Raw genomic sequence first — 19,328 nt, 5'->3', positions numbered from 1 at the left:
CGGAACGGTTTACATATCGCAAGGGCGAAGAGTGGCAGATCGCAGGGATTTGGAAGCAGACGCACCTGAGCATGACGATGAAGGAGCCGGGCGCGGCGATCGGCCAAAGAGCGATGACGGAGATCCGGCGAGCAAACCCGGTCTTCTCAAGCGATATCCGGTCATCCGTTACGTCCTGATCGTAGCGCTCGTGGCCGGCATTGTCGCAGGCGCCGCTTGGTATCTGAATTATCGTGAACGCGGGCAGTATCATCAATCGACGAACAATGCCTATGTGCGGGCCGATTTCGTGACGGTTTCTCCCAAGCTGGGCGGGTATGTCGAGCGGGTTTTCGTGCGTGACAACCAGCCCGTGAGACGCGGGCAACTCCTGGCCGTACTGGATCCGCGGGACTATCGTGCAAGTGTTGCACAGGCGCAGGCGCAGGTCGCCTCGGCCGTTGCCGGCATCCGGACGGCACGCAGCACGCTCGACGAGCAGCGCGCGGCCATCGCGCAGTCGGCGGCGCAAGTTTCCGCCGCCGAAGTCGCCGCCGAGGCCGCAGCCGCGGAGGTCCGGCGCTACGAGCCGCTCGCTCGGTCCGGGGCGGAATCGGGCGAGCGGCTGGCGGCCCTGGTGCTCGAGCGCGATCGCGCGGTCGCCAACCTGCGCGCCCAACGGGCCACCTATCTGGCGGCAAGGCGCGGGCTGGACACGCAGAATGCCCGCATCGGTCAGGCTCTGGCTCAAAGGGAAACCGCGCAAGCGCAACTCGACCGCGCCTCGACCGACCTCGGCGCTGTCGAGCTCCGCAGCAGCGTTGACGGCGTGGTTGCCGATAAAGCAGTGCGGGTGGGGCAGTACGTTCAGCCCGCGACCCGGCTCATGTCGATCGTGCCGGCGAACCAGATCTATATCGAGGCGAACTTCAAGGAGACCCAGGTCGCCCTCATGCGCGTCGGCCAGCCGGCGACCATCAAGGTCGATGCGCTGGACGGAGCCGAACTGCGCGGCCAGATCGAGAGCTTCGCACCCGGCACCGGTGCGCAATTCTCGGTGTTGCCGCCCGAGAACGCGACCGGCAACTTCACCAAGATCGTCCAGCGTGTGCCGGTGAGGATCAGCATAGAGGCCGGACCCGAAGCGCGCAAGGTTCTGCGGCCTGGTCTCTCGGTAGAGGTGACGATCGACACCATCGGTGCGAAGGGTAGCCGCAAGCGGATCGAGGAGGAAAGCGAGCGTCTTAGGCGCGGCGAGGCGCAGGTCCAGCGACGATGACCCGTGAACGCGCAAGCGCGCGGGACTGGCTTGCGGTCGCCGCGGGCACGATCGGGTCCTTCATGGCGCTGCTCGACATCTCGATCGTCAACGCGGCGCTCCCGACGATCCAGGGTGAGATCGGCGCCAGCGGGACCGAGGGGACCTGGGTGGCGACGGCATATCTCGTCGCCGAAATCGTCATGATTCCGCTCAGCCCCTTTCTGGTGCGCCTGCTGGGCCTCCGAAATTTCCTGCTCGCCGCCGCCGTTTCGTTCACCGGCTTCTCGGTGATCTGCGGCCTCTCGACGACCCTGCCCATGATGATCGCCGGTCGCGTCGGTCAGGGATTCACCGGCGGCGCGCTCATTCCGACCGCCATGACGATCATCGCCACGCGGCTGCCGCCCTCACAACAGCCGATCGGGACAGCGGCCTTCGGCGGGACAGCCATCCTCGGACCCGTGCTCGGCCCGATCATCGGCGGCTGGCTGACCGACAATTACAGCTGGCACTATGCGTTCTTCCTGAACGTGCCCGTGTGCGCCGGCCTGGCGGTTTTGCTGCTCTTCGGTCTCAGCCACGAGCGGCTGCGCCTCGACCAACTGCGGAACGCCGATTGGCTGGGCATCGCGGGGCTGGCGATCGGGCTCGGCTCGCTCACCGTCATGCTGGAAGAGGGGCAGCGGGAGATGTGGTTCGAATCGGCGATGATCATCAAGCTCGCCATCGCCACGGTTTTCGGGTTCACGCTCATCGCTATCGGCCAGGTGAGAGCGTCGCAGCCGGTCCTGAAGCTGTCGCTGATCTTCAGTCGCGCCTTTGGCAGCGTGTTCGTGCTGAGCCTCGTGATCGGCGTCGTGCTCTACGGAGTGACCTTCCTGATTCCCCAGTTCCTGGCGATGATGGCGGACTACAGTGCGCTGCAGTCGGGGCAGGTCGTGTTCGTGTCGGGCGTCCCCGCGCTGCTGCTGATGCCGGTCCTCCCGCTCGCCTTCAAATATCTCGATGTCCGCGTCGCCGTCATCATCGGCATGGTCGCCATCGGGATCAGTTGCGCGATGGATTGGAGCATGACGGCGGACACCGCTGGTGGCGACCTAGTCGGATCGCAGCTGGTCCGGGGGTTCGGCCAGATCTTCGCGATGATGTTCGTCAATCAGGCGGCGATCAGCGCCGTCGCGCCCGAGGACGCGGGCGATGCGTCCGCCCTCTTCAATGCGGGCCGCAACCTGGGCGGGTCCATCGGTCTCGCGATGATGGCAACCCTTCAGGATCGTCAAACCTTCCTGCACTTCAATCGGCTCGCCGAATCAGCGTCCGCGAACGCGGCGGCGACGCAGGAATGGTTCGGTCGCGCGATGGCGGGGGCGGCCGGCGAAGCCGGGGCGTATCGTCAGCTGGCGGGCCAGATGCTCCAGCAGGCGACCGTGATGGCCTATAACGACCTCTATGTCGTCCTCGCGATTGCTATCGCCGTCACGACCCCGCTGGCGCTGTTCCTTCGCCCCATCCCCTCCGGCACCCAGATGGCCATGCATTGATGATCCGCTTCCTGATCCCTGTACCGCTCCTGCTTGCCGGCTGCACGGTCGGACCCGACTATGCGGGGCCACGCCCCGTCGCGAGTGCCGAAAGAGCGGGTGCGACGTTCCGCCGCGCCGACGCTGTCCAGACGGTTGCCGAGCCCCCGCTGGCGAGGTGGTGGGAGGCGATGGCCGACCCGCGCCTCAACGCGCTCGTCGAGCGCGGGCTCGCCGCCAGTCCCGATGTCGCGATCGCAGAGGCAAGAGTGCGCAAGGCTCGCGCCGCCGCGCGTGAGCAACGGGCCAACCGGTCGCCCTCGATATCAGCCACTGGGACCGCCATCATTGCGGACCTCCCCGCCGGATCTCTCGCTCTCCCATCGCAGGGAGAGCAGGACGACCGGATCAAGGCCGAGTTCTATAACGCGGGCCTCGACGCCTCCTGGGAGATCGACCTGTTCGGCGGGCGCCGCCGCGCCGCGGAAGCCGCCTCCGCGCAGGCGGACGCCGCGCGTGCCAACGTGGCGGATGCGCAGGTTCGCCTCTCCGCCGAGATCGCCGATAATTACGTGACGTTGCGGGAACTTCAGCAGCGCCTGGTGCTGTCGCGCCAATCCGCCGAGTTGCTCGCACGGTCGCTTGCGCTTCTTGAGCAGCGCGAGCGGCGCGGCGCGTCGTCGCGCGACGACGTCGTCCGCCTGCGCACCGAACTCAACCGGACGCAAGGCGGCCTGTTGCCGCTCGAAGGCCAGATCGCGGTGACGCTCGACCAGCTTGCGCTGCTCACGGGCGACGAGCCCGGTGCCCATGATGCCACCCTCTCCTCCCCCGGGGCCATCCCCTCCGTCCCGGCGAGCGTCGCGATCGGCGATCCTGAGGCGATGCTGCGGCGCCGGCCCGACGTCCGGGCCGCCGAACGGCGACTGGCCGCTGGCACCGCGCAGATCGGCGTCGACGTGGCGCGCCAGTTCCCCTCGGTCAGCATCATGGGAATCATCGGACTTGGCGGCCCGAATATCGGCGACGTCCTGGATACCGACAATGTGTCGAGCCTGTTGTTGCCGCGGATCAACTGGAGCTTTCTCGACTTCGGCCGCAATCGCGCCCGGGTGGAGCAGTCCCGCGCCGGACGGGACGAGGCGGAGGCCCAGTATCGCAAGTCCGTTCTTGCCGCCCTGTCCGATGCCGAGACGAGCCTGTCGCGCTTCGGCACTCTGCGCGCGACCCTCCTGTCGAGCTACCGGAGCGCCGAGGGCGCCCGGCAGTCTTCTCGCTTCGCAGCCCAGCGGTTCGAGCGCGGAGCCGCACCGCTGACGTCGTCCATAGACGCAGAACGCGCGGCGCTGACGGCGGACATCTCCGCGGTGGAAGCGCAGGGACAGTTCGTTCGGGCGTTTGTGGGCCTTCATAAGGCGCTCGGGCTCGGCTGGGAGGGGCCCGAAGACCGCTAGCCCATGCCAGCCGTCAGTGTCCGCAGAAGGAGACGACTAGCGTCGCTGCCAACGATAATGCCTTGCGCGCGATTAAATCGCCAGCAATAGGAATCGCAAATCTGGCAGGAGAACCTATGGGCCATCTCTACACTACCAAGGTCACGGCTATCGGAGGACGCAGCGGGACCGTTCGCAGCGAAGACGGTATCCTCGATCTGCAACTGGCGATGCCAAAGGAACTTGGCGGCAAAGGCGGTGCCACCAACCCCGAACAGCTCTTCGCGGCCGGCTATGCCGCGTGCTTCGAGAATGCGGTCATTCATGTGACCCGTGTGCAGGCCGACAGGGTTCGCGACGAGGACGTCGAGGTGACCGGCGAAGTGGGGCTGCTCCCCGACGACCGGGGTGGCTTCAGGCTCGCCGTAACGCTTGGCATTGCGATCACGGGCGTCGATCAGGCGGCAGCCGAGAAGATCGTTCAGGCTGCTCATGCCGTCTGTCCCTATTCGAACGCGGTGAAAGGCAATATCGACGTTCAACTCGACGTGACCACGCGGTGAGCGACGCGCGGCTGACCTTGGGGTTGGAGGAAGATCCGCTCCTGCTCGACCGCCAAATCTGCTTCCCGCTCTATGCAGCGACCAATCTGTTGGGCCGCCTCTATGGCCCGGTGTTGAGGAAGTTGAATCTCACCTATCCACAATATCTCGTCATGCTGGTGTTGTGGGAACAGCAGCCGCAGACGATAGGGGCTCTGGGTGCACGACTCTATCTCGACAGCGGCACGCTGACCCCGCTGCTTAAGCGGATGGAGGGTGCGGGTTTGCTTTCCCGCGCCCGCGACCCGAACGATGAGCGGCGCGTTTTGGTCACGCTGACGGAACGGGGCGAGACGCTTCGGAGCCAAGCCTTGCACGTTCCTGAGACTATGGCGAACGGCTACAACGCTGAGGGCGTCGATGCGCTGCGCGAGAGCGTGCGCGATCTGGTTTCCATCCTGGCGCAGCATAGCACGCGTTCCCGAGGGTCAAAGGCCGCTTGAAAAACTCCTCGTTCCTTGTTGGAGAAGTCAGATGCTACGTTCCTTCCTTATCGGTCTGGTGGCGGGTCAGCGCGGCATGACCCCGCTGGCCGTGATTGCCACGGCCACCCGCCGGCAGGAGATCGCGCCCCACCTTCCGCTCCAGGAATTGATGCTGAACCCGATCATCGCCGCCGGCACTGCTGTCATGGCGGCAGCCGAGATGGCGGGCGACAAGATGAAGACAGCGCCCGATCGTACGGTGCCCATCGGTCTGGCCGTTCGCAGTGTCACCGCAGCCTACGCGGGTGCTGCGCTGGCGCCGCGCGACAAGGGGACCGGTGAGAGGATGGTCGAAAACGTACGCTAAGCGTTCTGGCTTTGCTGGTGAAGGCGAAGCGGCCTGAAACGCTCACGGGGTTTGTCGATTTCGCCCCAGAGATAGTCGCCGGTGAGACCGACATGCTCCCAGCCCAGCGGGGCGACGTGGGCGAGCATTTGGTCGGGCACGTCGATACCGTTTCCACGTAAATGCCGGACGGCGCGATCAAGATAGACGGTATTCCACAGCGTGACGGCCGCGGTGACCAAGGTCAGGCCCGAAGCGCGATGGCGCTGGTTCTCGAAAGTGCGGTCGCGCAGTTCGCCGAGCCGGTTGAAGAAGATGGCGCGGGCAAGCGCGTTGCGGGCCTCGCCCTTGTTGAGGATGCTGCCGGTGCGGCGTCGTTGCTCGGGATCGTCGAACCAGTTGAGCATGAACAAGGTGCGTTCAACCCGCCCGATCTCGCGTAAACTCCGGGCGACGGGGTTCTGGCGCGGGAAGCCCGCCAGCTTGCGCAGCATGACCGAGGCGCTGACGGTGCCAGCGCGGATCGAGGCTGCGAGGCGCAGCGTCTCGTCCCAGTTCTCCTCGATCGCGCGTACGTTGACTGGCCCGGCGACGAGCGGGCGCAGCGTTGGCCAGGAATCGAGCGGCAACAGACCGTATAGCCGGCGTTCGTTGAGGTCGCGGATGCGCGGCGCAAAGCGGAAGCCGAGCAGGTGGCACAGGCCGAAGACGTGATCGACCGCGCCAGCAGTGTCGGTCGCATGCTCGCGGATGACCAGTTCGCTCTCATGGTCGAGCAGGCCGTCAAGGACGTGCGCGGCCTCACCGGCATTGGCGGCGATGACCTTGGTGTGGAACGGGGTGAAGCGATCGGTGACATGGGTGTAGAACAGCACGCCGGGTTCGGTGCCGTAGCGGGCGTTGCGATCGGCGCGAGCCTCGCCCTGACCGCCGGCGCGGAAGAACTGCCCGTCCGACGACGATGTGTCGCCCGGTCCCCAGACCGCCGCAAGCGGATGCGCGGTGTGGCAGTCGACGATCGCCGCCAGCGCCGACAAATAGGTTTCGTCCCGGACATGCCATTCGGCAGTCCAGCGCAGGCGGGCCAGCGTCAATCCGCGCGAGCTCTCCGCCATACGCCCGAGGCCCAGGTTGGTCGCATCGGCGAGGATCGCACCCATCAGCGCCGATGGGTCGGAGGCGGGTGCGCCGCTGCGCGCATGGACGAAGCGATCGGTGAAGCCCGACCATGCGGCCACCTCGACCAGCAGGTCAGTGATGCGGACGCGCGGCAGCATCGCGTAGAGCCGCGCCTTCAGCGCCTCGGCATCGTCGGACGGGGATCGCCGGATCGGTGATATGAGCAACTGCCCGCGCTCGATCGTCACGTCGACCAGTTCGCCAGCTGCGGCTCCGCGTTCCACCTCGGTCATGCGCCGCGCCAGCAGGGTGCGATGTTCCTCGTACCATTCGGGAAAGTCGGTCGGTACAGCCAGGCGCAGATCGCCACTGGCGCGCATGGCCTCGAAGGCGGGCACCGGCAGCTGATAGTCGTCGAGCGTGCGATAGGCGCGGCTGCCGTCCACCCAGATACTGCCCGAGCCGAGCCGTTCGCGCAGGTGGACGATCACCGCGATCTCATAGGCGCGCCGGTCGATCGCTCCTTCCGTCGGTTGCACCACCTTGCGCCAGCGCGGCTTGATGAAGCTGGTCGGCACCCGCTTCGGCAGGACCGAACGTCCGTCGCGGTACATCGTTCGCAATACCTCGATTGCGCCGAGCAGCGGATCGCCCGATCGTGCGGTGCGGAAGGTAAAGGCGGCGAGGAAGGTCGGGGAGAACCGTCGCACGGCGGGATAGCGCTCGACCACTTCCTCCAGGCCATCATCTGCCGCGCGCGTCAGATCCTCGGCGAAGCGGATGCTGCGTTCTAGCTTATCCCAGCCCACCTGGGCGTCAATCGTGCGGAAGACATCGCGCCCACTCGCACGGGCATCGACCAGCAGGCGACCGAGCCGGGCATGGAAGCGCGCGGTGTCCTTCAACATCCGTGCCTGGCCGAGCAGCCGGTCGGACCGGGTGCGGTCGGCGCGGCGGAACAGCCCACCGACCATCTTCTCGACCATGACCAGCGCGGCGTCGGTTAGCGCTGCCTCCATCTCTATCATGGAAGCGATGAGCATCGCGAGCCGGCGCGGGCGTTCGAGACGCCGCAGGTGCTGTGCGGTGGCGATGCCGGCGGTTCGCGCGATGACGGCATAGCGGGCGGCATGGATGCGCCGTGCCCGATCGGCCACGATCCCGATGTCGCGCACCATGTCGAGCCGTTCGACGATCCCCTTCAGGTTGGCGGCCGATGGTGCTTCCGGCCACTCGCGTATCCACCCGAGTCGGGTACGGCCGCGGTCGTCGGAGCCGATCAGATGGTCGAGCGCGGCTTCCTGCTCGGCCGAACAGTCGCGGATCAGATTGGCATGGGCTGCCTTGCGCGCCCGTGTCCGCACAATGAGCGCGAGCCGTTCCAGCGTCGATGCCGCCGGCAGCACGATACGATCCGTCCGAAGGCGATCGACCATCCCGGTGACTATCGCTTCGCCCCTATCGGTCGAGGCCGCGATCTCCGATCCCAGCGCCAGCATAGCTCGCACTTCCACCCGCGCGAAGGCACGCAGACCGAGCAGGGCTTCGATCTCGGCACGGTGTTCGCGCAGCGTCGTGAGGCGCATGGCATAGCCGGTGAAGTCGTTCGCCTCGCATCCGATCTGGTCGGCGAGCAGCGCCAGCATGGTGTCGGGCACGTTCTCGCCCATTAGCAGCCCGCGCCCAGGATGGCGCAGGTAGCAGAGCTGCACCGCATAGCCGATCCGGTTGGCCCCGCGACGACGTCGCGCCACCTGCACCAGATCGTCGGGACCGAGCGTGTAGAGCCGTTCGATCGTCGCACGATCGAGAGGCGGATCGAAGATCGCCGCACGCTGTGCTGGCGACAGGATAGTCTTGGTCGGCATTGGTGTCCTGTTCGTCACGAAACAGGAAAGCAGACCTGTTCACGGAGCATAGACCAGAAGACGGGTTATGTGACACAATGTAGATCGATGACGAAGCGATCCCGCTCCGTCACGCGAACGGACGTATATGTGACAACACAGATCGGCTATGCACGAGTGTCTAAGGCAGACGGCAGCCAGGTCCATGACCTCCAGCGTGACGCACTGGTCGCGGCCGGCGTCGATCCCGACCACATCTATGAGGACGCCGCATCGGGCCGGCGTGACACGCGCCCCGGTCTCGATGCCTGCCTCAAGGCGCTGCGGCGCGGCGATACGCTGGTCGTGTGGAAGCTCGACCGGTTAGGGCGCGACCTGCGCCATCTCGTCAACCTGGTTGGCGAGCTGACGAAGCGACAGATCGGCCTCAAGGTGCTGGCGGGCGAAGGCGCGTCGATCGACACCACTACCGCCAACGGCCGGCTGATCTTCGCGATCTTCGCCGGCCTCGCCGAGTTCGAGCGCGAGTTGATCGTCGAGCGCACCCGCGCCGGACTCGCCTCCGCCCGCGCACGGGGTCGGCACGGCGGACGGCCTTTCAAAATGACGCCTGCCAAGCTGCGTCTCGCCCAAGCAGCCATGGGAAAGCCGGAAACCAAGGTCGCCGAACTATGCGCCGAACTCGGTATCACGAGGCAAACGCTTTATCGTCACGTCACACCAAAAGGGGAGATCAGGGCAGATGGGGAAAAGCTTCTCGCCCGCAAGGCGCGGTCAGTCACATAACCTATGACATTCTCGAAAAATCTGGCTTTTGTCTTTATCGGTGGAGAGCATCAGGTCTTGCACCTGGCGCCCGTGGCCGCTGCGATCAGCCTGCGTCATCCCAATATAGCCGTTGAATGCATTTGCGCCGATGAACGCACGGCCACCGCTTTGCTCAAGGTTGCCGAGACCATGGGCGCAGGCACGATGAAGGTAACGCAAATTACGTGGCCCTGGGCAAGCAGGATGGCGGCCCGATTGACGGGCATTCAATCGTCGGCGAAAGGCCCCTTGCTGGCGAAGATCCGATGGTTGCTCCGGAATTCACATGCAATCATCGTTCCGGAGCGCACCTCCGCGGCTTTGCGGTGTTTGGGATGGCGCCGCCCGCTCATACATTTTCGTCACGGGGCTGGCGATCGCGCGCCGTCTTCGGAAGTGAGGCTGCGCGCCTTCGACTTCATCTTTGTCGCCGGGCAGAAGGATATCGAGCGAGCGGTAGCGCAAGGCATCGACAGGAAAAAGCTTTCAGCAGTCGGCTACATAAAGATGGATTATTTGCGAACCATGCCTGCCGGATCGCGATTGTTCGATAATGATCGACCGATCGTCGTCTACAATCCCCATTTTGATCGCTCCATCTCGTCAATCAGTCTGGCTCGGGACGTCATCGCCCGCTTTCGCGAGCAGGAGCGATTTAATCTGATCTTTGCGCCTCACATCCGCGCTTTCGAGAACCTGGATGCGGTCTCCCGGGCGAAATGGCAGAAGCTTTCAGAGCCAGGACACATCATTGTGGATCTCGATTCACCCAGGCTCTTCGACATGACCTACACGCGGGCCGCCAGTATTTATCTGGGTGACATGTCGAGCCAGCTATACGAATTCCTTACAACGCCCCGGCCGGTGGCGTTCCTCAATGCACATGGTGCAAACTGGAAGGACGATTCACGCTACGCTGGTTGGCATCTGGGGGAGGTCGGGTCCGGAACTGACGATGTTCTCGATGTGATCGACCGGGCGTTCGCACGACATCCTGAAAGGGTCCAAAAGCAGTCGGAGGCGGTGGCGTTGGCCTTCGGTGACTACGAAGGTGCGATCACACGTGCTGCAGGGCAATTGCGGCAAGCCTTCAATCGTCGCGATCCGCTTAGCGTACGTTTTTGACCATCCTCTCACCGCCCCCCTATCAGAACGGGTTCGTCGAGAGCTTCAATGCGCGCCTGCGCGACGAGTTCTTGAACGAGACGATCTTCACCAGCCTCGCCCATGCCCGCCAGGAACTGGAAGCCTGGCGGCACGACTACAACCACTTCCGGCCCCACTCGAGCCTCGGGAACAGAACCCCGGCCGAGATCGGGGCCGGATCAAACGGCAAACCGTATTGGGGGCATGCCCCCAATACGGTTGTTGCCATCACGCCCAGTGAAGGGCATCAAAACGGCCCAAGGCTCTACTCGTAAATGGTAGAAACTACGGGCTCAGACCAAGTGCCGAGCCGATGAAGCCGGCGCCGCCGGTGACGAAGATGGGCATGCGGGGATCCTTCAGGCGAGCGGGGCGAGCGGGCGCCCGTCATAGGGGAAAAGGCTGTCGAAGTCGGCAAGGCGCGGCTGCACCTTGTCCTTGGCGCTCAGCTCCAGGGTGGTGCCGGCGGGGATCGGCCAGGCGATGCCGATTTCGGGATCGTCCCAGGCGATGCCGCCGTCATGGTCGGGCGCATAGGTGTCCGAGCATTTGTAGACGACCTCGCAATCCGGTTTGAGCGTGACGAAACCGTGCGCGAACCCGATGGGGATAAAGAGCTGGTGCCCATTTTCCGCGGAAAGCTCTGCGCCGACCCACTGGCCATAGGTGGGCGAGCCGCTGCGCACATCGACCGCGACGTCGAAGATGCGGCCGCGGATGCAGCGCACCAGCTTGTCCTGCCCGCGCGGCGGTGTCTGGAAATGGAGCCCGCGCAACGTGAAGGCCGGCACCGACAGCGAATGATTGTCCTGCACGAAGGTACAACTGACGCCGAGCCCCGCGAAGGTGTCGCGATTATAGGTCTCGGTGAACCAGCCCCGGGCGTCGCCATGGCGTTTGGGGGTCACGAGGAGCACGGGATTGGACATCATGCCGACTTATTCGGCGAACGATGTTTTGACCATGTCTGATCCGCAGGATCACGAACGGCCATAGGCCCCCCTGTATTCATGTGTCCGCTTATGGACGAAAGCGCTTCATTCTCGCCGCTCGGTAGCTGCAAAAGGTCAAAATAATCTTTGCCGATCTGATCCCAGGTGTAGCGGCGGCGTGCGATTTCTCCCATCGCAGCCCCGATTTCCGCACCGGCCTCGGGCGTCAGAGCACGGACTTCGGCGGCAAGTTCCGAAGATGTTTCGAAATAGCGGGCTTTGCCTTCGGTCGAGTGACGGTTGAACGCACAGCCATGGGCCAGCACCGGGATGGCGAAATGCATCATTTCGACCAGGGCCGGGTTGGTGCCGCCCGCCGAGTGTCCATGGATGTAGAGCGTCGCGCGATCCCGAGCGGCGCGAAGGGCAGGGGGGGCATAGACGGGGTCATGGATGGTGATGGTCGGATGGTCGCGATAGCGCGCCTTGAGCGCCCTGCCATAGTCGCTGCGATCCCAGTTGCCGAAGAAGACTAGCGGCATGTCGAGCTCTGCAAAAGCTTCGAGGATCATCGCGACATTGTTTTCCGGCTCGATCCGGCACAGTGCGATGGCGTATCGTTCGGGCAGCGTGGCGGTGGCGGTGAAGTCGCCATCGACGGCAAGCGCATGATCGCCGCCATAGGGGATTACCGTGCATGGGCGATCATATCGCTCGCGGACATAATCTGCGATGGCCTGGTTGTCGGCGATCACCCGGTGGGAGAAGCGGACTGCCGCCCATTCCGACCAGCGCAGGACAGCCCGGGCTAACCGGTTCCACTTGCCGCGGCGCCATTCGATCCCGTCAATATTGGTGACGATCGTGACCGAGGGAAACAGCCGGATCAGGGGGAGCGCCAGCGCCCCCGAAACCCCCAGTAGCAGGATACGGTTGTGGCCTTGCAGGACGGCGTCGATCAGCGACCAGATGTCGTAGGCAATGCTCGATACGCCATTGGCATTCAGCGGCAGAAAGCGCCGCCGCGCCGTGCCGAAGCATTCGGAATGATCGGTGAAGGCCGGGGCCGAGCAATAGACGGTCAGCATCGATTGCTGTCCGGCGCGCGCGTGATAGGCGACCAGATTCTCGGCTAGCGTCTCGAACCCGCCATAATTGCCCGGAACGCCGACCGTGCCGAGGATGGCGATCCGGTCTTTTGCCTGCCTATCGGCGCGGGATGATTTAGGCATTGTCTCTTCCTATCCGTGCTGGCCTGGCAAAGGAGAGATGCGCGGTAGGCAACCTCAGCGCCCGGGAGCCGCAGGCTCGCATATGGTCGTGTTCGATACTGTCGAGGCCGAGAAGCGAAACTCTAGGCCAGCAGCTCCCAGTTGAGTGCCGTTCCCCGCGCGATCGCGGTGCGGGCGCGGCGACCGAGAACCTGATCGCGGTAATGGGGCGCCAGGCCATAGCCCGGTCGGATCGAGCGCGTATTGGTCGCGGTCAGTTCCTCGCCAGGGGCGATATCCGCGACGGCATAGAGCGAGCGGCGAAAGGCGCGATTGGCTTTTTCGGCCGGCGCGATCTGATAGCTGACGCGACCCAGGGCGGTGAAGCAGGCACGGGTTTCGTCACACAGGCGCCGAAACTCATCGGGTTCGAGGCTGAAGGCCGAATCCGGGCCGCCATCGGCACGTGCCAGCGTGAAATGTTTTTCGATCACGCGCGCGCCAAGCGCCACGGCAGCAACCGAAACCGCGGTTCCCATCGTATGGTCGGACAGGCCGACAACAGTGTCGAACGCCTGCGCCAGATGCGGAATGGTGCGCAGGTTCGACTGGTCGTCGGGTGCTGGATAGCTGGAGATGCAGTGGAGCAGGACCAGTTCCTCGCATCCATTGTCGCGTGCGGTCGCCACGGCGCGCTCGATGTCGCCCAGCCCGGACAGGCCGGTCGAGATGATCATCGGTTTTCCCTTGCGGGCCACGTGCGCGATCAGCGCCAGATCGACAGCCTCGAACGATGCGATCTTGTAAGCAGGAGCGCCCAGGTCGGCAAGAAGGTCGGCGCCATATTCGTCGAAGGGGGTCGAAAAGATTGTCACGCCCCGATCGCGCGCGCGTGTGAACAGCGCTTCGTGCCAGTCGAATGGCGTGTGCGCCTCTTCGTAGAGGTCGTACAGCGTGCGTCCGTCCCATAGCCCGCCGGAAATGCGGAAATCGGGCTTGTCGCTGGCGATGGTCAGGCTGTCTGGTGAATAGGTCTGCAGCTTGATCGCATCGCATCCGGTATCGGCGGCGGCGTCGATCATCGCCAGCGCACGATCGAGCGATCCGTTATGGTTCCCCGACAATTCGCAGATGATGTACGGCGGTTCGTCGGGACCAATCTTGCGGCCGTCGATCATGACTTCGGGGTTCACTTTGCGCGCTCCTCGGATTGAGGGAATGGGTTTTGCGGATGCTCGTTTCCGGTGGCTTGCCATTCGTGGCGGAGGAGACCGAAACAAAGCACCGAATGATGAACGCCATCGATCCGATGTTGCTCGCGCAATAGTCCTTCCTGTTGGAAGCCGAGGCGCGCGTGCAGCCGGATCGAGGCTGTATTGAAGGCAATGGCACGCCCGCAGATTTTGTGCAATTGCAATGCACCAAAGCCATGGTCGAGTGCAGTGCGGCCAAGTATCCGGCCGCTCCCGCGGGGGGCTCCGGGCCGCGCGTAGAACCCCCAGTCAGAGACGCCGCCTGGTTCGACGCCGTCGAACTGGACGAAGCCCAATGGTTCATCTTCCCACGCGACGATCAGCAGGGCCCGCCGCACCGCGAGACTTGTCTGCTCGAACCAGGATTGGTGCTGAGTCCGTTCGATAATGTCAGGATTGAACATCATTGACCGGACGGAAGGGGCGTTCCGCCAGGCGAGAACCATGTCGAGATCGTCCGCGCGCATTCTGCGGATCGAGGCTGGGTTGCGTTCGCCCGTCATTCAAACCTTCCACAGGTCTTGGAGAGCCCCGACGATCCGGACGGTGCCGCGCCCATCGCAAACCTCTAGGGCACGATAGCGCATCGCTGCTCGCCGGCCGGGGTCAAGCGCGGCATCCAGGGCCGCGTCGAACCGCGTTTTCCACCCAGGCGCGCGGACGTCGCCGACCATGTCGCCCGCTCCCGCTTGGACCAGCGCCCTTGCCGCTTTGACCTGGTTGTCGGCCAGGATGAGCAACAGCGTCGGTAATCCCACGCAACAGCGTTCCCACGACATGCCGCCGGTCGCGCCGATGCACAGATCGGCGGTTGCGAAGACTTGGCTCATGTCGCCTACGCCGACCAGCAACTGCGTGGGAGCCGGCATGCGCGCGGCGCGTGCTCGGACCGCTGCGACATGCGGCGCGCTGGCGCCCAGGATGACGGTTATTGCAGTATCCCGCGGCAGCGGTGCCGCGTCGAGCCGGTCGAGCAGGCGTTCGCTGACATTGTCGGGATCGGTTCCGCTGACCGCGACCAGGATCCGGCGGAGCGCCGTTTGGGCCGGCGCGCTCGCGATCCGGTCATGGGCGGCAGCGAATTCGGGGCGAAGCGGCGCGTAACGCGGCCCGATCAGCAGCCGGGCACCGGGACTTGCAAATGGCGCATAATCCGCCGCTTGCGTGCCCAGATTCTGATCGAGCAGCACATCGGCGACAAACGGCCGATCGGCCAGGTCGTCGATCACCATCCAGCGCGCCGTGCGGTTGGTGAGACGCGCCTGCCAGCGCCGATCGAGCGCATAATGATCGAGCACCAGCAGATCGACAGGGGCACCGGCCAGGGCGGCGGAAGTCTGGGCGGCATCGGTGCGCCAGTCGGTGCCTAGCCATGCCGAATGCGGCAGCGCATCGTCGTTTTTGCCCTCGCCCGGCGGCAGCAATAGTGCCGAATGGCCTCGGGCCTGGACCAGCTCTGCCAGGTGGCCCGGATGCTCGCGCATCACGAAGCGGCAACTCGCGCCGGCCTCGCGCAATCCGTCCGCCAAAGTCAGGCATCGCATGACATGGCCGGTCCCGATCCGCACCGAGGCGTCGGCGCGAAAGGCGATGTTGCGTCCCGACAGGCTCATCGGCGGCTGCGCAGGTGCGCGTCGATTTTGCGATGCAAGGTCTCGGCCGCGCGCGCCCAGGCATATTCCTCGAGCATTCGCGTGCGTGCTGCGGCGGCCTGCGCGCGCGCCTGCTGCGGCGCATCGAGCATCCGGGCGATGACCTGCCCCAGCGCATCGGGCTGGGCGGGGTCGAAGAAGAAGGGTTCGAGGAAATCGAAGTCAGCCATCGCGGTGACTTTGGCGCAGGCGCAGGGCACGCCTTGCGCAATCGCTTCCAGCGGGGGCAGGCCAAATCCCTCCGCCAGGCTTGGATAGACCGCTACCTCGGCTCCGGCGATCAGCGCTGCCAGGTCTTGCGAAGACAGGCCCGACAGGAAACGGACGGCTGCGCGCGCGGCTTCCGGAGCCTGGGCCCAGGCAGCATCGAAGGCCGGGCTTTGCAATGTTCGCGCGCCGACGAAGACGAGCGAAATTCCCCGTTCCCACAATTGTTGGGCAACGAACGCCTCGAGTACTGCGGCCTGGTTCTTGCGAGGCTCGAACCGGCTGACGCAGATGAGATAGCGGCCGTCCGGCCGGCCTGCCGCAACCGCTTGTCCGGCAGCGGTATCAGCGGGCTCGACCCCATTGGGCGTGATTGCGATGCGCGATGGATCGATACCGTACCAATGCGCGATCCGATCGCGAGAATATCGCGATACTGTCGTCAATATATCGGCGCGCCGGGCGGATAGCGGAAACAATATATTGCGCATCCTCCGATAATTCTTGGGGAAGAATTCCGGAAAATCGTTGAACAGCACATCGTGGATGGTGACGATCCATGCGCATTGCTTAACGATCGGCGTAAAATATTGAAAATGAGCAAAATCGATCCGTTCTTCGCGCATGATCCGGGGAATATCCACCGCAAGCCGTGCGATGCGATTGTCGGTGCGATAGGGCGCCGCTCGGGCCTGTTCCGGATTTCCCAGCGCCGCCAGCGCCCGCTCGGGATGCAGCCCTCCCACCACGAGTGCGTAGCGATCGGGATGCGCGGCAAGCAACGCGCGATAAAGGCCGGCGATGAAGCTTCCCGAGCCCTCGAACCCATGATCGAACATATGGGCTTCGATGAAGATGTTGGTCGGCGCGGTCATGTCGGCGTCACGCCGAGAATTGCGGGGCGGGACGAGACGAGTGACCGAAACCCTGGCCAACGTGTGCGGTCACGGGCTGGGCCCGCCCCTGATAGACAGGGGCATACCGGGCTAGCTGGCGCATGCGCGGCGCGATCAGAGGGGCCGACAAGAAGAAGCAACTCGCAATAAACCAGAAAAGATGGGTGTTAAAATTGCAATTGAATAGAGCAATGAGAACGAGCGTTCTCGCTTGAAAAGAGAACCTGCCTTTGCAAATCAGCATAAGATATGTCACGACTAATATGGATGAAACCAATCCGAAATCGTATATGAATGAGGGTAAAAATCCTAGGTTAAGAGATGTTATGGTCCCTCCAGCAGTATATCCAAAAATATTTCCAAAATAGAATTCAGATACCCCGGCGCCATGCCCTAACCAGAACGGCATGCTCATAATTGGATTGTTGGATATCATTTCGTAAAATGGGCCAATTCGCATAAATGCACTATTGTCGGTAGTCTGAAGATTGTAGAGACTCATCGACGGAATTTGGGCAATAAGAAGCCCAAGCCGTGTGTCGGGCGGAACGAATGCGGGCAAAAAGGGCAGGGCAAGAAGTCCCAGCGCGAGAAAGCCGATCCGCTGAACCCGGGTCGTAAAACCTCCCAGCATGGTAGAGACCACGAGAAGGGCGACCAGCAGGCCGTAGATTGACTGCAATGCGAGCAGTGACATGAATAGCGCGGCCAGCACTATCCGCCTTCGGGTCTTGGTCGTTCCATCCTCCCCGGCAGCGATTCTGCATATGCCGAGCCAGGCCGCGCCCAGGATAAGCGCGGCATAAGAGGGTTCGGTTGTGGGGCCATAGAAACGCGGCAGAAACCCCCCAGCTCCTTCCGTCCTGCCCATGAACTCTGGAAGTGGCAATTCGTATACGTTAAGAACGGTTAATAAAAAACTTGCCAAAATAAAAGCAAAATATATTAAAATAATCCATTCAAGCGTGCGACGTAACTGGTGGGCTGTGATAAGCCACCGTATTGATATGATCCATCCCCAATATATGACCCAAGCAAGCGAAAACACAGCAGTTGAAAGTTCGCTATTAGCTCTATTTGCTAAAAACGAGGCCACCATCGAAATGGTCGATAATACAAAAATCAAAGAATATGGTGGGAGTCTATATTGTGGATTATATCGTAGATTCGACAATATCGCGACCAATAAAACTGGCCAGAATAGCATAAGACGAGAATCCTCACCAATCATCATAACCGACACATTGGTTAGGCTGAGCGCAATGATTGCGAGATAGATGGTTCTTCGCTTGCCGGAGTTCATTTCGGTCACGCGTTTCCGATATTGGATGAGGTGAGATGGTCGATCAGGGCATGCATTCCTGCCGTGATGGCGCGCACATTGGGTTCTTCGAGCACGGTCGGATCGCTGACCACATCGGTGAAGCGCCCGGGAAAGGAATGGGCCGCGATCGCGCGCAGTGCTGCGGTCGCCGCGTCGCCGTCATGCGGGGGCAGGGCGTCGATCAGCGCGGCGACGTCGCGCGCCTCTCGCAGATCCTCGATCGTCACGCGGCGGCAGCGGGGAAAGCGGTTGAAGAACATCGGCGCAAAGGTGAAGGCCGCCGTTCCCTTCATCGCAGCTTCATAGGCAACGGTTCCCGACACGGTGAAGACCGCGCGGGCATGATCGAGCAACGGCGCCATCGGCGTGGTTTCCTCCACCAGCTTCAGTCCCGGCCAGTGGCCGAGCTGACGGTAAAATCGCCGCGGTCGGTCACCGATGGCGTTGGTGTGTTCCTTCACCAGAAGGTTCCAGCCCGGCGGCAGACTGCGCCAGATCGCCCGAATCAGCGCCGCCTGATCTTCGTAATAGCGACCCAGAACGTCAATCGAGGATTCGGGCTGTTTGTGAAGCGCATATACGACGAACGGCGTTGCGAGAAGTGCGGCATCGACCGATGTACGCGCTACCGAGCGATAGCGCATCCGGTTGAATTCCTCGCCGCCCTTCACGAGCAGCGTGTGCCAGCGCGACTGGATATGGGTCGGGTCTTGGGGATCGATCCGTTCGCGGGTGAGGAACCGCCGAATGCGATCCGCCCGCGACGAAAATTTTCGCGCGTTGCGCAGCAGCTGGTCGTTGCGGGTAAGATAGGCGGGCGGGCCTGCGTTCAGAATATTTTCCGGGGTCGCGGCATCCGGCGTACCGATGCCGGCAACAGGCAATAGCCCGGCCTGATCGTCGCCTTCGAAAAACCCCCAGCGCCCTGACGGGTAGCGGATGGTGAAAGGAACCAGGAATTTGCGCCCGGTTCCAGCGCAAAGCGCGGCCGCCAGACGTTCATGCGCCCAGGTCGGTTCCGAAAATACCACGTCGACGGCCCGGCGCTCGAAAAAAGCCTGCAGCGCGCGTGCGGCGCCGTACAGATAGGCCAAGCCCCGTTCCGGCAGATGTCGCAGCGCCCGATCGGCAAGGACCAGGTCGTTGAACGCCACGGGGATGTCGAGAAAGACCGGCGCGTCGGCCTCAGGCTCGAACGGCAGGTATAAGATGGCTTCATCGCCCCATCCTGCGGCGCGAATGTCGCGCACCAGGCCGGCGTTCACGGCGACGAAGCTGCAGCGCACCCCGTTGCGTTCGAGCCGCCGGGCGACGGCGAGCTGCAGCGGCGTGAGATGATAGTTGGCGATAAAGCAAAAGGACGTCACA

17 protein-coding genes and 1 pseudogene are annotated in these 19,328 nt (G+C 63.5%); 9 read left to right on the top strand and 9 right to left on the bottom strand.

Going from position 1 to position 19,328, the window contains the following annotated elements; genetic code table 11:
* Window positions 1-31: 31 nt before the first annotated feature.
* The 6 genes from EV664_RS14965 (at window position 32) to EV664_RS14940 (ending at window position 5,587) form a co-directional block, all read left to right on the top strand.
* Window positions 32-1,258, top strand: a complete 1,227-nt coding sequence (locus EV664_RS14965) for an HlyD family secretion protein (RefSeq protein ID WP_133496533.1) — start codon at window positions 32-34, stop codon at window positions 1,256-1,258.
* Entirely contained in the window at window positions 1,255-2,781 is a 1,527-nt protein-coding gene (locus tag EV664_RS14960) for a DHA2 family efflux MFS transporter permease subunit (protein WP_133496532.1), read from the top strand. Before EV664_RS14965 ends, EV664_RS14960 begins: the two co-directional genes overlap by 4 nt.
* Window positions 2,781-4,214: an efflux transporter outer membrane subunit gene (locus tag EV664_RS14955; RefSeq protein WP_133496531.1), complete on the top strand. Its 1,434-nt coding sequence runs from the start codon at window positions 2,781-2,783 to the stop codon at window positions 4,212-4,214. Before EV664_RS14960 ends, EV664_RS14955 begins: the two co-directional genes overlap by 1 nt.
* Before the next feature lie 116 nt (window positions 4,215-4,330).
* Window positions 4,331-4,756, top strand: coding sequence for an organic hydroperoxide resistance protein (locus tag EV664_RS14950; RefSeq protein ID WP_037508618.1), 426 nt, complete (start codon window positions 4,331-4,333; stop codon window positions 4,754-4,756).
* A complete protein-coding gene (locus EV664_RS14945) occupies window positions 4,753-5,238 on the top strand; it encodes a MarR family winged helix-turn-helix transcriptional regulator (RefSeq protein WP_080727000.1) in 486 nt (161 codons plus the stop codon). Before EV664_RS14950 ends, EV664_RS14945 begins: the two co-directional genes overlap by 4 nt.
* 31 nt (window positions 5,239-5,269) lie before the next feature.
* Window positions 5,270-5,587: a hypothetical protein gene (locus EV664_RS14940; protein ID WP_133496530.1), complete on the top strand. Its 318-nt coding sequence runs from the start codon at window positions 5,270-5,272 to the stop codon at window positions 5,585-5,587.
* Here EV664_RS14940 and EV664_RS14935 read toward each other — a convergent pair.
* Window positions 5,584-8,553 (bottom strand): Tn3 family transposase, encoded by a 2,970-nt coding sequence (locus tag EV664_RS14935; RefSeq protein WP_133496529.1) that lies wholly within the window; start codon window positions 8,551-8,553, stop codon window positions 5,584-5,586. The genes EV664_RS14940 and EV664_RS14935 overlap by 4 nt on opposite strands.
* Before the next feature lie 87 nt (window positions 8,554-8,640).
* Between EV664_RS14935 and EV664_RS14930 the strand changes: the two genes are divergently transcribed.
* From EV664_RS14930 to EV664_RS19550, 3 genes and pseudogenes are all read left to right on the top strand, one after another.
* Entirely contained in the window at window positions 8,641-9,318 is a 678-nt protein-coding gene (locus EV664_RS14930; protein ID WP_162848873.1) for a recombinase family protein, read from the top strand.
* 3 nt (window positions 9,319-9,321) lie between these two features.
* Window positions 9,322-10,464 (top strand): hypothetical protein, encoded by a 1,143-nt coding sequence (locus EV664_RS14925; RefSeq protein WP_133496527.1) that lies wholly within the window; start codon window positions 9,322-9,324, stop codon window positions 10,462-10,464.
* A gap of 17 nt (window positions 10,465-10,481) precedes the next feature.
* Window positions 10,482-10,760 (top strand): annotated as a pseudogene (locus tag EV664_RS19550) (integrase core domain-containing protein); the annotation flags it as partial.
* Between the two features lie 84 nt (window positions 10,761-10,844).
* Here EV664_RS19550 and rfbC read toward each other — a convergent pair.
* The 8 genes from rfbC to EV664_RS14880 all read right to left on the bottom strand — a co-directional run bounded on the left by rfbC (window position 10,845) and on the right by EV664_RS14880 (window position 19,327).
* On the bottom strand, window positions 10,845-11,417 hold the full coding sequence (gene rfbC / locus EV664_RS14915) for a dTDP-4-dehydrorhamnose 3,5-epimerase (protein WP_229668373.1): 573 nt from the start codon (window positions 11,415-11,417) through the stop codon (window positions 10,845-10,847).
* Complete coding sequence (locus tag EV664_RS14910; protein WP_133496526.1) at window positions 11,414-12,649, bottom strand: DUF1972 domain-containing protein; 1,236 nt, start codon at window positions 12,647-12,649, stop codon at window positions 11,414-11,416. Before EV664_RS14910 ends, rfbC begins: the two co-directional genes overlap by 4 nt.
* Before the next feature lie 122 nt (window positions 12,650-12,771).
* A complete protein-coding gene (gene pseI, locus EV664_RS14905) occupies window positions 12,772-13,821 on the bottom strand; it encodes a pseudaminic acid synthase (protein WP_229668372.1) in 1,050 nt (349 codons plus the stop codon).
* A complete protein-coding gene (locus EV664_RS14900; RefSeq protein WP_211338518.1) occupies window positions 13,818-14,384 on the bottom strand; it encodes a GNAT family N-acetyltransferase in 567 nt (188 codons plus the stop codon). The genes pseI and EV664_RS14900 overlap by 4 nt, the downstream gene beginning before the upstream one ends.
* The gene (gene pseG, locus EV664_RS14895) at window positions 14,385-15,494 is read right to left on the bottom strand and encodes a UDP-2,4-diacetamido-2,4,6-trideoxy-beta-L-altropyranose hydrolase (protein ID WP_133496524.1); all 1,110 of its coding nucleotides are present in this window, start codon (window positions 15,492-15,494) and stop codon (window positions 14,385-14,387) included.
* Complete coding sequence (locus EV664_RS14890) at window positions 15,491-16,615, bottom strand: glycosyltransferase family 4 protein (RefSeq protein WP_133496523.1); 1,125 nt, start codon at window positions 16,613-16,615, stop codon at window positions 15,491-15,493. The genes pseG and EV664_RS14890 overlap by 4 nt, the downstream gene beginning before the upstream one ends.
* 7 nt (window positions 16,616-16,622) lie before the next feature.
* Window positions 16,623-17,948, bottom strand: coding sequence for a hypothetical protein (locus tag EV664_RS14885; RefSeq protein WP_133496522.1), 1,326 nt, complete (start codon window positions 17,946-17,948; stop codon window positions 16,623-16,625).
* Window positions 17,945-19,327, bottom strand: a complete 1,383-nt coding sequence (locus tag EV664_RS14880; protein WP_133496521.1) for a hypothetical protein — start codon at window positions 19,325-19,327, stop codon at window positions 17,945-17,947. Before EV664_RS14880 ends, EV664_RS14885 begins: the two co-directional genes overlap by 4 nt.
* Window position 19,328 lies beyond the last annotated feature (1 nt).

The organism is Stakelama pacifica, assembly GCF_004361835.1.
In the GTDB taxonomy this organism is placed as follows: Bacteria; Pseudomonadota; Alphaproteobacteria; order Sphingomonadales; family Sphingomonadaceae; genus Sphingomonas; species Sphingomonas pacifica.
The sequence above is the reverse complement of the archived record's forward strand: the minus strand, read 5'-3'. Positions and strand labels throughout refer to the sequence as shown.